This is a genomic window from Paenibacillus sp. JCM 10914, assembly GCF_001315105.1.
Taxonomy (GTDB): domain Bacteria; phylum Bacillota; class Bacilli; order Paenibacillales; family Paenibacillaceae; genus Paenibacillus_AQ.
Genome location: NZ_BAZR01000026.1, coordinates 1 through 15,064, shown reverse-complemented (window position 1 = coordinate 15,064; position 15,064 = coordinate 1). Strand labels below are relative to the sequence as shown.

The window sequence follows — 15,064 nt, the reverse complement described above, 5'->3', positions numbered from 1 at the left end:
TATTCGCCTGGTACTGAGGATCTCGAGGCGGTGATGGAGTCAATCAGTTGGACTTAATTAAATGGAGGGATTGCATTGGCATACACGTTTGAATGGAATCCATTGCTGATTCTGAAGAAGTAAAGTGGAGGTTGAGGCGTTTAAAGCATGTGCTTCGTCTAACAAAACATCATTGACACACAACAAGAACATGTACCTTCTTCAATAAGGAGTGTTTTGATTATGGGTTACATACGGGAACTCTCCATAGAAGAATTAGATTTCCTTTTATAATCAATCGATAAGAACCCTGACCATCCAAGATAAGATCCTCGTCACTTTCCCCTATTAATTCGAGGGATGGTCGTGATAATGAGTTCTAGAACGTTTAGCTGGCGATCGTTGGCCATAATTGCTGCAAATACCATGGAGACAAGCTTTCCAATGGGCGATCTTGAACTTCAGTGCATAGTGTTTCGCTCTCTGTGCGTTCACAAGAATTTCTCCAGACGATCTCGAGACCAATTTCTTGGTTTATTCACTGAACCTCATTATCAAGGCTAATTTCTATAAAGTAATTTATTTACCTTTAGTTTAACTTTCACGCCCACTTAGTTTAACAATTCTTGCTATGATATTTCGAAGGTATTTTTCATTAAGACAGTTAACTCATTGCCACCAATTTTGAATAAGAAGGTGCAGTTCTTCAAGCGAAATAGTCCTGTATATGTACTATGGATTAGAGAGGTAACCCCTTCAATGTAGCTGGTATATTTGCACAATGCTGAGGTAATAATACGAAATAGATTTCCCACCAGACAATCTTGCAAAATGTAGAGATTGCCTTGACGTTATAGGTGCCAGCGTTACTGAGCGTTGAGAAAAGGTAAGATAGATATGACAGTTCCGAGAGTCTCATAGAGCATACGAATGTGTTGACAGCAGACTATTTTGATAACATCGCTAACATTCAGGCAACGTTGCTGATGCTGTGAATACCGTATTGCGCAATTGACCATGATTCATTCAGCCGCCTTGATAGCAGATAGCATGTTGTTGACATAGATAACTGGTTTAATTCCGGCAAGAGCCGCTACCAAATTATTAATGAATGATCCAGAATGGAAAGAAATTTCCGGATCGGTTATTGATTTCTGTAAGCAATAGTGGTTTTCAGGCCCTTGAGATGGAAATGCTGGAACGAAGTACCTTGAATCATGTGCGTAGCCTGTGACGAAGGCTTCGTTTTTTCACATACCGTATATCGGGCTGTGGTGTTGCTGAGCGGTCTTCTTGATCTGCTGAAAAGCGATCCGTTGAACGATTTGTTTCAAGTAGGAGCCATTCCATCTTCCATGTGATAAGAAATGACTTAAGGTTCTGCGACCCCGATTATGTAAGCTTTCACGATGAACCCCTATTATTTGTATATTTGCCCTACCACTATATAACAATGATTATGAAAGGAACTAATAAATGTGAGTGTGAAGCGACGATTGTTTATTTCTAATATGTTAATGCTTGTTCTTCCTATTATACTTATATTTCTGACAATCATTAGTTTTGTGCTAATTTACACTGGGGTAACCGGTATGCGTGAAGCTAATTCTATAAAATATGTCGATGTATTCTTTGATCTAGTGGATGATGTTGATGAATTAGTTGAGAAATTAAAATATAGGGAAAAAGTCCAAGATATTGAGGCTGATATTGATTTGTTTAACTCAAGGCAAAAAAAATTCGGGGTTTCTTTGTCCTTATATTCTGGATCGAGATTAGTGTATCCGACAACGAATGAAGGCATTCCAACCAAAGAGCTTGTATCTAGTGATCAAAATTTCATTCTGATTTCCGAAAGCCATGCAATATATCGGGTTGAAACAGGGGGGGAGTATTCACTTGTATTAGTTGACCCCAGTTTTACGATTTTTATTCGAGATAAGTATCAGAAACGATTATATCTGGGTTGGCTTATGGTTGTAGTGCTCATCATTGTGGTGCTCGTGACAAATCGGGCATTAACCAAGTTTGTATATCGAAGCATTATGGATCCAATAAATATATTAGTTCAAGGTGTGCATCAAATTCGGGACGGAAATCTGAAATATCGAATCAATTATAAAAAGCAGGATGAGTTTGCTGGTGTATGTTCGGATTTTAACGATATGGCACAGCGATTATCAACCATGGTAAATGAACGGCAGAAAGATGAAACCAATCGGAGGGAATTGATTGCAGGGATTTCTCATGATCTCCGTACGCCATTAACATCGATTAATGCATACTTGGAGGGGATTGAAAAAGGTGTGGCGTCCACACCGGAAAAACAACGTAAGTATTTTGAGATTATAAAAAGTAAAACGTCCAATCTTGAACACCTTATAAATCAGTTGTTTTCATTTTCTAAACTGGATATCGGTGAATTTCCATTTCATCTTGAGCGGATTAATGTGGGGGACGAAATTCGCAGGATGATGGGAGTCTTTTCAGCCGAATATGAATCCCGTGGGCTAGATATTCACTTGGAAAATCACATTCGGCAAGCAATTGTGCAAATCGATGTAGTTCAGTTTCGTAATGTGATTCAAAATATTCTCGAAAACAGTCTTAAGTATAAAGTTATGGAAAGAGCAAAGGTGAGGATGATCTGCTCTGAAGAAGAGGATAATATTCAACTAAAATTAGTTGATAATGGTCCTGGTGTGTCCGAAGATGACTTGGAAAAAATGTTTGATGTTTTCTATCGTGGTGATGTGTCGCGTGGAAAATCGGATTTGGGCAGCGGGTTGGGTCTTGCGATATCGAAAAAAATTATCGAGGGGTTGGGAGGAAATATTTATGCAGAGCATGAACCTTAAATGGTCTTGCAATTATAATAATCATTCCAAAATATTCGGAGTAGGTGAAATGCTTTATGAAGAGAATCCTGATAATAGAAGATGATCCGGCAATAGCTGAAATCGAAAGGGATTTCATGGAAATCGATGGATTAATAGTGACCATAGCAACAGATGGAACGAAAGGACTAGAATTGGCATTATCGAAGGATTTTGACCTCATTATTCTTGATCTAATGCTTCCGGGCATAAATGGGTATGATATTTGCCGTGCAATACGTGAAAAGATGGATATACCGATTTTAATGGTTACAGCAAAGATTGAGTTGTCGGATAAAGTAAGAGGACTTGGGTTGGGAGCGGACGATTACATTTCAAAACCCTTTTCCCCGTCGGAGCTCCTTGCACGAGTAAAAGCAAATTTGGCTCAATATGAGCGCTTGAAAAATAAAGGTACTGACAGATCCAGAGAGGTAATTGTAGGCCCGATAAGGATGAATAAAATGACTCATCGTGTTTACATCCATGAGAACGAGGTAGAGTTTAAAAATAAGGAATTCGAGATGCTTCTTCTTTTGATTTCGAATCCTGATGTTGTATTTAGCAAGGAGCAGCTTTACACAAGAATTTGGGGGATGGATGCTTTTGGTGATCTGAAAACTGTGGCGGTTCACATCAATAGGTTACGTGAAAAAATAGAGAAAGAACCACAGAATCCTTTACATATTCAAACTGTATGGGGAGTAGGATATCGATTCAAACTCTAGTGAATTTTTTAAGTCTAGTTTAACTTTATTTAAACTCTTAACCCCTTGGGATTTTAACATTGGTTGATATGATTGGGTAAATCCAAAAGAAGAGGAGACCCATCATGTCTAAACTAAAATTAACTGATATTAAAAAATCATATCAAAGTGCGGAAGTAGTGCATGCCTTAAAAGGGGTATCGTTGGAATTTAGGGAAAGTGAGTTTGTTTCTATCCTAGGCCCGTCCGGTTGTGGTAAGACCACGTTCCTTAACATTATTGGAGGGTTAGATCGTTATAGTGAGGGAGATTTATCATTAGGCGGGAAGTCGACTAAACACTTTAGTGATAATGATTGGGATGCTTACCGAAACCACTCGATCGGTTTTGTTTTTCAAAACTACAACTTGATTTCGCATCAAACGATAGCGCAAAATGTGGAAATTGCCATGACGATATCAGGGGTTTCAATATCGGAGCGTAGAAAAAAAGCAAAACAAGCCCTTGTAGCGGTTGGTCTAGGAGACAAGCTGAATATGAAGCCTAACCAGCTCTCTGGCGGACAGATGCAGCGCGTTGCCATTGCACGGGCTCTTGTAAACAATCCAGATATTATCCTTGCCGATGAACCGACTGGAGCACTCGACAGTCAAACGAGTATTCAGGTAATGGAGATCCTGAAAGAAATATCAAAGACGAAATTAGTCATAATGGTCACCCATAATGGCGATCTCGCAAAAGAATACAGCAGTAGAATTATCCATCTTCATGATGGCGAAGTTCAGTCGGACAGCAATCCGATTTTAAACGATAAGCTACCAAAGATTCAGAAAGAAACAAAGCTAAACTTAGGCAAAACAGCAATGTCTTTATTTACAGCAATGTCACTTTCCCTCAAAAATCTGCTCTCAAAAAAGGGAGGACAGTCATTACCGCTTTTGCAGGGAGCATTGGAATTATCGGTGTAGCCTAGTATTAGCATTGTCAACCGGACTCTCTGACTATATAACGAAATTACAGTCGGATACATTGGTGGGTTTTCCAGTGAGCATATCGGACGGTGTGCAAAATCGAGGGCCTGGGGGCGGTGGGAGCCTATTTGGGAGTAATACGGAGGAAGAAAAGGAATACCCCAGCGAGAATGTTCTTTATCGATACGATTCCGCTACCAACCTAGCCAACACAGCAACACATACTAATGTATTGACAACAGAATATTTCGACTATATCAAAAACATTCAAGTGGCACTTCCTGATGCCATAAATGCTGTTTCCTATGGAAGGGAAGTGGAAATGAATGTGCTGGCAAAAGGTGAGAAGGACATAGTTAAATTTGAAACCTCGGCGAATGCGGACAATTCAAATGAGGGTTTTGGATCTGCGCCGATTTACTGGGGAGAATTGCCAGAAGACAATGATTTTATTCTTTCCCTATATGATTTAATTGGAGAAGGAAGCCGTTATCCAACAGCGAAAAATGAGATTGCGATTGTAGTAGACAAATATAATCGGATAGATAAAGAGTTTTTTGAAAAATTGGGTATTTTTTCAAACCAAGCGGATTATGAACTTAGTGACTTTATTGGAAAATCATTTTTATCGATTGTTCCAAATAACAACTTCTATACCAAAAGTGAAAATGGATTGTTTGCGCCCGCTACAGCTGAATCATATGCGCAATTGTATGATAGTTCTGACGTGATTCAGCTGGAAATTACAGGGGCATTACGTTTGAAAGAAGGTTTAACTTCTGCAAGTGGTTATTTATCGGAAGGTCTGGTTTATACAACAGCATTAACTGATTATATTGTTGAAGATGCAGCAACATCAGAAATTGCTCTGGCTCAGAAGAATTCAGATCGAGATGTCATCCTAAACTCTCCCTTCGCTAATAAAGAAGTTAAGCAGCTGAGAATGCGTAACCTTGGTGCAGACACATCTCCTTCAATTATTAGTATTTACCCCAAGGACTTCACGGGAAAAGCTGAAATCAAACAATATTTGGATGATTATAACTCAGAAAAGGGAGAGACCGACCAAGTTGTTTACTCTGATCTATCTGATATGATAGGATCCACCATTCAAACACTTTTAAATTCTGTTTCTTATGTTTTAATTGGATTTGCTGCGATTTCACTCATAGTGTCTACAATAATGATTGGAATCATTACGTATATTTCTGTGCTTGAGCGAACAAAGGAAATAGGCATTCTGAGAAGCATTGGGGCAAGAAAAAAGGATGTATCACGGGTTTTCAATGCGGAAACATTAATCGTTGGATTTGTGGCAGGCTCACTCGGAATTATTATTTCGTACTCGTTGGTATTTGTGATGAACATCATTATTTCCAATCTTATTAATATTGACGGGCTTGCAAAATTGACCGGCACTCATTCCACTGTACTAATATTGGGAAGCATGCTTCTGACTTTAATTGCTGGCTTGATTCCTGCCAGAATGGCTACTAAAAAGGATCCTGTCCTGGCGTTAAGATCCGAATAAGAAAGATTTAAAAATCAACAAATTCTGGGATGGTACAGAGATGTTTAAAACGATAGAACCGACTAGCAGTAACCCGCAATGTATCGATACCGAGTGGGGCGCTGGATATCGCATCAATTGACGAAGTGGTGAAATGAAAATTGCTATTGTGACCAGGTTGACGGCTTCCATCCGGCATTATCTGGAGGACGGCCATGAGGTGACTATTATTGCGCCCGACTTGGGGGTAGCGCATTTTGACGCTGCAAACATTCGAGGATTGCCGGAAAGAACGCTCCCTTTTTACCACACCAAAAGATTTGCCTTGCCTAGCCGAAAGGTCGGGCTGCTGCTGAAGGAAAGCGCGCCTGATATCGTATATGTCGTGAATCCCTGCTGTATTCCCTTGTTGGCGTCCTATCACACGAATATTGCAGGAGCGTCTAGGTTAAAAATGAGAGGAGAAAATGTAGTGAAACTAAAAATTTTCTTACTTATTAGTATTATTCTTGCAGTCTTCTCAGCAGGCATGTATTTTGCTCCATATCTAGCATTTACAAAATCTATGGCTGTTTTTGAACCTAGAGATCTGATTAAAATAACTGAGACATTAAATGGAAATATGGCACCTCTTATGACCACTCTAATCCCTATACAAATCCTCGCCATTTTTCCTGTTCTTTTGTTCTCATTTAGAAGAAGCAAGTTCATATTCTATATGAGCCTAATTGGTTTAATGCTATCCATACTATCTTTGGTTGTAACTGTGACTATTGAAGTCCCTATCGTAACAAAAATCGTAGAATGGACGCCCTCCACATTGCCCAATGATTGGGAGGTCATCAGAGACCGTTGGATTTCTTTTCATTACTATAGAATAACTGGTGGTGTCGGGGCTGTTATTTTCCTTTTAATAGGGGCAATGTTTAATGACAATAAGAATCGTCGGCAACGACAAATGCGAGAGGAGTAGCAGTCTTATCAGTGAAAAGCACGTTCATACTCGACCGTATAATTCAGAGTTTTAGTGAAGTAATCACTTGCTTTCCTGTAGTCCTCAAACATATAGGAGCAGCCAAGAGCTGTGCCTTTAATGTGTTCAACAAAATCTTGCCCAATGATGGCATAGATGCAAGGGACGATTTATCGTCCCTTGCTTTCTTTAGAAAAGTAATCCAAAACAGCTGCCCCTATGAGGGCAAGTAGGCTGGCTAATCCTGTTCCTATGCTGATGACCCCTAACCCCATACTTCACATTTAATGATTAAGCTTAAAACGAATAATAGGAGACTTGCAATAAAACCAAAGATCGACGGTGTATACATCATCGGTTTCTTATGTGGTAATTTTTTGTATATCGCGTAAGAGAGGATTAGCATGGAGCCATCCCGAGACCACATTTGGGGATGGCTCCATTCTTTTTTGTCATTTGACTAGCAGATCGGTACGGTGACAACTTTTTACTCCACATGCTCCTCCTCTGCAACGGGGACCGTGACGACCTCCGGCGTCACAGGAAGATCTGTGCCAATCACGCTTTCCAGAGGATCCACATCCTAGCCGGTACCGCCCACGATCATATCTCCAAACCGTCCACGGGATACTCTTGTCCGGTTTCCGGCGTGGTGATGGCCGGATCTTCTATAGAGAGGGCAGGAATCTGAGATAGGATGATATGGTTCAGTCAGGATTGTTCCACCTCTCTTGGTCGGCGAGCGGCTTTACGGCTAGTAAACTGATATACTACCAATGACAGTCTTTATTTATCCGACAAGCACATACTCTTTACAGGATGATCTTTTTTATTGCATTTTCTTGATAGTAATCCAGTTTTATAGGAGTGGACATCGTGAAGACTTTAAATCGAAATCATGTACTCATTGTTGAAGATGAGGACAATATTAGACGTTTTATATCCATTAATTTAGCGAATAACGGATTTGTGGTAAGTGAGGCTGCATGTGGAGCTGAAGCCGTACAGAGCTTCATAGCGAATCGTCCCGACGTTATTGTTTTGGACATTATGCTGCCGGATGGGAACGGATTTGATATCTGCCGGAAGCTAAGGGAAATGAACCCTGCGGTCATCATCGTCTTCTTAACTGCACGTGGACAAGATCTGGACAAAATCAAAGGACTTGAAATCGGGGGCGACGATTATATTGTCAAACCATTTAATCCACTAGAGCTTGTAGCACGAATTAAAGCCATACTACGCCGTACAGAGGCGCCTATACTACCGCAAAGGCCCGTACTTCAATCCGGTCCTATTCGCATGGACCTCAATTCGAATAAGGTGTACAAACACGACACCTTTATTGAATTAACACCGAAGGAATTCCAAATGATCAGAACTTTCCTCGAACATCCTAATACAGCCCTATCCAGAAATGAATTAATGAATCTCATATGGGGAGAGGATTATATCGGTGATCCGAAAACCGTAGATGTTCATGTGCGAAAGCTAAGAGAGAAGATTGAAGATGATGGTTCCAAACCTCATTGGATCGAGACGGTATGGGGGCTCGGATATCGCTTCAGGAAGGAAGATTGAAAACATGGGCATTCAGAAAAGATTAGTAGGGAGCTATTTTGTGGTCATATGCCTCACCGTGCTCATACTTGAGATTTTTCTCATCGTTTCCGTGAGGTATTATTATTTCCACAATGTAGAGCGAATTCTGATGAATCAGGCGGAGCTATCCGCTTCTTTTTTTCAACAATATTTTTCGGATGAGGATCTGGAGAAACAATCGGATCGATTATTGAAAGGTTTCGCTAACAATTCCGATGCGCAAGTGCAGATTATTAATCCATCGGGTCGACTATTACAGGACTCTACCGGATCAGGCGACGATTCAATGTCTAAGTATATAGGTGTGCAATCAGCCATTCATGGGCAGCCGGCCACCTGGAAAGGGAAGGACCCTTCGACCCAAGAAGCCATATTAGCGGTATCTTATCCCCTGCAAGCGAAGGATATCATCGTAGGGGAAGTCAGGTTTATCACGTCCTTAACTGAAACAATAAATACGGTTAATCAAATTGCAGTCTTACTGATTAGTGTCGGAATACTGGTGATTGTGATAGTTACGATCCTTGGACTTGTAATATCTTGGACCATTACGAGATCCATTAAAGACCTTAAACTGGCAGCAGATCAGATGACAGAAGGAGATTTTAGCATAAGAGTGCAGAAGCGCTATCGAGATGAACTGGGTACCTTGGCCGATACGTTAAATATGATGGCAAGTAGAATAGCGAAGAGCGAACAGCTTAAGAATGATTTTATTTCATCTGTGTCGCATGAACTGCGTACGCCGTTAACATCGATTAAAGGCTGGATCATCACTTTGAAATCGAATGGGACAGACAACAGGCCCCTGCTTCATGATGGACTTGATATTATTGAATCAGAAAGTGACCGGTTAACTCGAATGGTGGATGAACTATTAGATTTCTCTAAATTGGATAATGGAAGAATGGCCATCCACTTAGCACCTGTTCAGTTATCAAGATTGCTGGATTATACGATCAGACAACTCGCCCCAAGAGCTGCTCGCCAAGGGATCTCACTCGAACTGCAAGTAGATGAGCCCCTTCCTACTATTCAAGCAGACGAGAACCGATTGAAGCAAGTTCTGATTAACCTCATTGATAATTCCATTAAATTTACAGCCCCCTCAGGGCGAATCTTTGTCCATGCTTATACGGCCCCGAGAAAAGTCGTGATTGCCATTGAGGATACTGGCTCAGGAATTCCAGAAGAGGATTTAGGGAATGTGATGCAAAAATTCTACAAAGGAAATCAATATGCTTCTGGCAGTGGTTTGGGTCTATCCATATCGGATCAGATCGTTAAGCTGCATCATGGAGTATTACGGATAACCAGTGAAGTTGGCAAGGGAACGATTGTCCAGATCGATCTGCCGGTATAATTGGAAATTTAACTATTTCATAACCACTTTATTATCTACAACAGATAGAATACTAATAAGCTGATAAGCGAGGAGTCGATGATCTCAATGTCGGTCAAGATGATTAGAATGGGTGCGATATTGATTACGCTATGGTTGCTCGCAGGATGTGGGGTTCCAGCGACACCACTAGATACGATAAAACCTCCTTTGTCAGAAGCAAGCATGCAGCGAAACGAAACCAGCCAAGAGTTGATCAAACTATTGCCTGATAAAGCTCAATTGTTAGCGCCTTTGCAGGGAGCAGGAGGGCATGATATTTCATTCGGTGATTTAGACGGAGACGGTATCGATGAAGCTGTCGTTGTATATGAAGACAATAAAGGCACAGGCAATACACTGAAAGCTGCACTGTTTAGGCAGCACAATGAGGCTTGGCAAAAGATCTCGGAAGTCTATGGTTTTGGTTACGGTCTGGAATATGTCGGAATATTAGACGTTAATCATGACGGTATTAACGAGCTCGTGCTGGGCTGGTCATTGGGTGACGCAGGAAACGGCCTGGATATCTACAGGTTCAGTGAAGATCAGTTAAAGTTATTATCTAATAAGGTATATGACGGTAATTTGGATCTTGAGTAATGATTCGCCAGGGTCGTTGATTAATGGAGGTGTTCTATGATTGAACAGTAACATAAGAGGACGCCCTGATTTTTTACTGCTATTTTTGACGGTAATGCTTGTTGGATTTGGTCTGATGATGGTGTTTAGTGCAAGCTATCCGGTTGCCATATTAAAATATGATCGTCCGTGGCACTACGTCTTGAGACAAGGTGTATTTGCGCTTATCGGATTATTTGTGATGTTCATTATTATGGGGATCCCTTTTTCTCGGTGGAAGAAAGCTTCACCAGCCTTGCTGTTCTTCTCTTTGCTGGCTCTTATCCTCGTACTCATAGGGGGAGCGAACATCAATGGCGCGAAAAGATGGTTCGTTCTAAGCGGCTTTAGTATTCAGCCGGCTGAGTTCGCCAAGCTATCTATCATCGTATATTTATCAGCAATCATTAGTAGAAAAGGGGATCGAATTCGCAATTTCCGTAGAGGCTTATTTCCCATTTTAGTGATGATCGGCATCATTTTGCTGCTCGTCATGAAACAGCCCGATTTCGGCACGGTGCTCATCATGTTTTTTATTGCAGTTACGATTCTATTTGTCGGCGGTGTTGATCTCCGTCATCTTTTCATTTTGTTCTTGGGGCTCGTCCCTATTTTTATTTACCTAGCCATGAGTAAGAGTTATCGTCTCCAGCGGATCACCTCTTTTTTAAATCCATTTGATGATCCGGAAGATTCGGGCTATCAACTTATTCAGTCGCTGTATGCGTTAGGGCATGGAGGTCTTAATGGGACTGGAATCGGTCACAGCGTGCAGAAGCTCTTTTATTTACCGGAAGCACATACCGATTTTATCTTTGCTGTGATTGGCGAGGAATTAGGTTTATTGGCACATCGCTGCTCATCATCGTATTTTTTCTTTTTATCTGGCGAGGTTTTGTTGCAGCAATCAGGAGTCATGATCCATTCGGTCTCATGCTGGGGATGGGGATCGTAATGATGATGTTTATCCAATTTATGTTTAATATTGGCGCTGTTATCGGCAGTCTGCCCATCACAGGAGTACCACTGCCTTTTATCAGCTATGGAGGATCTTCGCTCATTTTGTGTTTAGCGAGTACAGGCATTCTCCTTAGTATTTCGAGAGACAACGATAGAAGACGTAAAGAAAACTACAGAAATTCAACAAAATAGAGGTTGTCATATGTTGATCACCAGGAAATTTGCAAAACTGGATAAATTCACGCTTCTCCTTATCGTATGTCTGGTTGCCATTGGGACCCTAGCTATTTATAAAGCCACTTCGGATACACAGTTGGCAGGTCTTCACATTAGTAATCTATATCTATTTGCGGCGTTTTGCATTCCGATGCTCTTTCTCACCGTGATAGATTACCGTGTTCTACTTGGTAAGCTGTCCTATGTTTTATATGGAATCAGCGTCGGGATGCTACTTCTAGTCAAGCTGTTCGGAGAAAATATTAATGGTGCGGCTCGATGGATAAGCATGGGGCCCTTTCAGCTTCAGCCTTCGGAGCTGGCTAAGGTAGCTACAGTTCTTCTGATTGCTCATGTATTGGGGAAGAGAGAGGGGAAGAAGCTCCGTTTTTTTCAAGATGTAATACCGGTTTGCGGCATTTTTTTAGTTCCTTTCATTTTTATTATGAAGCAGCCTGATTTAGGCACTTCTCTCGTTTTTGTGGGCATTTTACTAAGTATGCTGTGGATTGGCAACATTCGTGCTTTATATATGATACTGTTCGTCATCACGATGGCGGTCATGATCGGCACAATACTATGGCTGTACTATGCCAACTTTGAATTGTTATCGAAGATTGTAGAGCCGCATCAGATATCCAGAATTCAGGCTTTCTTAGACCCCACCAGCGATCCTGATAAATCATGGCATGTTAAAAACGCGATGAAGGCGATTGGCTCGGGAGGTTTGACTGGAAGTGAGGGTGTTTACTTACGTAAAGGTTTTATTCCTTATGCGTATTCTGATTCGATCTATGTGGCTATCGGCGAGAATTATGGTTTTTTAGGCTCTTCGGTGCTATTACTGCTGTTTTTACTACTTATATATCGAATGGTTCATATCGCCATGGAAAGCAGGGAACTTGCAGGATCGTATCTTGTTATTGGGTTTATTGCAACGTTAGTCTTTCAAATTTCCGTTAACATTGGAATGCATATCGGTTTGTTGCCCCTGACGGGTATTTCCTTACCGTTCATAAGTTACGGTGGCAGTTCACTGCTTAGCAATATGATGGCGATGGGTTTGGTGTTAAGTGTCAAAGTTCATAAAGATGAGATTGAAGTCAGAATGAACGAAGAATCAGATAGCAGGTTATGAAGAATTGAGTGGAGGAAATCATGTCTGTGAAATGGAAGAGAAAAGCAATTCGTAAAGTGTTGATAAGCATATGCCTGGTCATAATGACTCTCATCATTGGAGTAGGAATTTATGTGGGGTATATATATTATAAGGCAGAATCAGCCATTCAACGCATCGCAGCACCAGAAGACCATCAGAGCACGGAGACGATCAGTGAGAAGAAAGTATCCATCCAACCTATGATATTTCTTGTCGCAGGTATAGATAGTCGGGAAGGTGGGGGTGGGGTTATAAATACGGATGTTCTTATGCTCGTCAGCTATAATCCGCAAACCCTTTCTGCCAGCCTCTTGTCGCTACCACGTGATTTATTACTAAAACCTGAATCATTGCCTTCCCGTAAAGCCAATTATTATTATGCTTATTACTATATAAAAGATAAGTCAAATGCTATTTCCCAAACCAAGCATTTTTTCGGGGATTTGCTAGATCTTCCAATCGATCATATGGTTGTGGTAAATTTTGATGCGATTCGGCAGACGGTCGATGCGCTTGGGGGATTAGACATTGATGTCGACATGGACATGAAGTATAACGATTACGCGGACGGGACTCATATTGATTTGAAAAAAGGCCAGCAACTTCTTAATGGTCAGCAAGTACTTGATTTTGTGCGTTATCGCAAATCGAATCAAGGAACCCTGGAGTCCTCTGATTTTGCACGTAATGATCGACAGCAGCAAGTGATCAAACAAATGGTCGAGAAGTTGGGGGCCTTCCAAGGAGTTTCCCAATGGGGCAAAATTCTGGACATTATCGGTGAAAATGTGGAGTCAGATATTCGTCAATCAGATCTGCAACAATGGGTGTTTAACTTCCCCAAAATCAAACCGGAGCATATTCGCTCATTACAATTGGAAGCACGTTGGGAAAGCCCATATGTTTATGTGGATATAAACGATTTGCAGCAGAGTCTCGCAGCTCTTCGTGATGAGGCAGGTGTTCGTTCAGAAAGTCCGTCTAACTTAGAAGCGATTGGGAAGATAGAGGACAGATGATTAGTTAAGATCCCTATCTTACATAAAAAATGGAGCAATCCCTACATGACCTTGGGAATGGCTCCAGGGGCCGGCTGTGTGCTCTATCAAATTATATTTTTTTCGATAAAAAAGGTATTTATTTAGTGAATGAGAGACAAGAACATGAATACTTTAAAAGTCGCATAATATGCGACTTTTTTTGTTTTAAGTATATAAGTTCTTATCGTAACTCAATGACAAGAACTGGATTACTTGGCTGATTAGATGAGTATCTAATGTCTGGTGGTTAGAAGGCGCTACAAGAGCAATTTATAAGAAATAACCGACTTAATTCTTTGATACAGTTAGAGTATTCGAGATGGGGGAAGACTCCAATACGATTCGATGCTTTGATCACTCAGCTATTTACAGTTCCAGTGCTGAAGAAAAATCAAAAAAGAAAGGGTTTGAAAATGAAGACACAAACGGAAGAATACAAGCAGAAGCATTGGAAAAGAAACATTATTCTGTTTTTAAGCAGCCAGACGCTCTCGCTGTTTGGTTCCGCACTGGTACAATATGCCATTATGTGGTATATCACGCTGACTACGCAGTCGGGGATCATGATGACGTTGTATATCATTTGTGGATTCATTCCGACGTTTCTGTTATCACCGTTTGCGGGCGTCTGGGCGGACCGGTTCAACCGTAAATCGCTTATTATGATAGCGGATGCCATGATCGCGGTCGTTACGCTTATTCTGGCCATTACGTTTTTGCTCGGCTACGATGCGATATGGCTGCTCTTCGTCATCGCTGCCGTACGCGCCCTCGGAGCAGGTATTCAGACGCCAGCGGTCGGAGCCGTTTTGCCGCAAATTGTCCCGCAAGACAAGTTGACGAAGGTTAACGGTATTAACGGAAGCCTGCAGGCACTCATGACGTTTGTTGCGCCTATAGTTAGCGCGACGCTGCTCACGATGGCGACGATCGAAATAATCTTATTTATTGATGTCATTACTGCTGCACTCGCAATCTCCACCTTGTTTTTCTTTCTCAAATTCCGCTGCACCAAAAGGCGGCCGACGAGCAAACGACGAGCTACCATGCCAGTAGTGAATTTCAAAAA

At 41.3% G+C, this 15,064-nt stretch carries 10 protein-coding genes and 2 pseudogenes; all 12 read left to right on the top strand.

All coding sequences use genetic code 11. The annotated features are described in order from the left end of the window. Positions 1-1,457 precede the first annotated feature (1,457 nt). A complete protein-coding gene (locus JCM10914_RS21690) occupies positions 1,458-2,837 on the top strand; it encodes an ATP-binding protein (RefSeq protein WP_023964691.1) in 1,380 nt (459 codons plus the stop codon). Between the two features lie 56 nt (positions 2,838-2,893). Then, complete coding sequence (locus tag JCM10914_RS21685; RefSeq protein ID WP_023964690.1) at positions 2,894-3,583, top strand: response regulator transcription factor; 690 nt, start codon at positions 2,894-2,896, stop codon at positions 3,581-3,583. Positions 3,584-3,687: 104 nt separating this feature from the next. Further along, complete coding sequence (locus JCM10914_RS30820) at positions 3,688-4,530, top strand: ABC transporter ATP-binding protein (protein ID WP_023964688.1); 843 nt, start codon at positions 3,688-3,690, stop codon at positions 4,528-4,530. A 76-nt stretch (positions 4,531-4,606) separates the two neighbouring features. Further along, complete coding sequence (locus JCM10914_RS30815; RefSeq protein WP_023964686.1) at positions 4,607-6,064, top strand: ABC transporter permease; 1,458 nt, start codon at positions 4,607-4,609, stop codon at positions 6,062-6,064. 133 nt (positions 6,065-6,197) lie between these two features. Further along, entirely contained in the window at positions 6,198-7,016 is an 819-nt protein-coding gene (locus JCM10914_RS21675) for a glycosyltransferase (RefSeq protein ID WP_052019892.1), read from the top strand. Positions 7,017-7,892: 876 nt separating this feature from the next. Next, entirely contained in the window at positions 7,893-8,597 is a 705-nt protein-coding gene (locus tag JCM10914_RS21665) for a response regulator transcription factor (protein ID WP_023964679.1), read from the top strand. 4 nt (positions 8,598-8,601) lie between these two features. Then, positions 8,602-9,981, top strand: coding sequence for a cell wall metabolism sensor histidine kinase WalK (locus JCM10914_RS21660; RefSeq protein WP_023964678.1), 1,380 nt, complete (start codon positions 8,602-8,604; stop codon positions 9,979-9,981). A gap of 87 nt (positions 9,982-10,068) precedes the next feature. Continuing rightward, complete coding sequence (locus JCM10914_RS21655; RefSeq protein WP_036719480.1) at positions 10,069-10,602, top strand: hypothetical protein; 534 nt, start codon at positions 10,069-10,071, stop codon at positions 10,600-10,602. Between the two features lie 94 nt (positions 10,603-10,696). Continuing rightward, positions 10,697-11,772: pseudogene (gene ftsW / locus JCM10914_RS21650) on the top strand (putative lipid II flippase FtsW). 10 nt (positions 11,773-11,782) lie between these two features. Beyond that, positions 11,783-12,934 (top strand): FtsW/RodA/SpoVE family cell cycle protein, encoded by a 1,152-nt coding sequence (locus tag JCM10914_RS21645; RefSeq protein WP_023964673.1) that lies wholly within the window; start codon positions 11,783-11,785, stop codon positions 12,932-12,934. A gap of 20 nt (positions 12,935-12,954) precedes the next feature. After that, positions 12,955-13,974 carry an LCP family protein gene (locus JCM10914_RS21640; RefSeq protein ID WP_023964671.1) on the top strand — a complete coding sequence of 340 codons (1,020 nt, stop codon included), beginning with the start codon at positions 12,955-12,957 and terminating at the stop codon, positions 13,972-13,974. Between the two features lie 434 nt (positions 13,975-14,408). After that, positions 14,409-15,064, top strand: a pseudogene (locus tag JCM10914_RS21635) (MFS transporter); the annotation flags it as partial.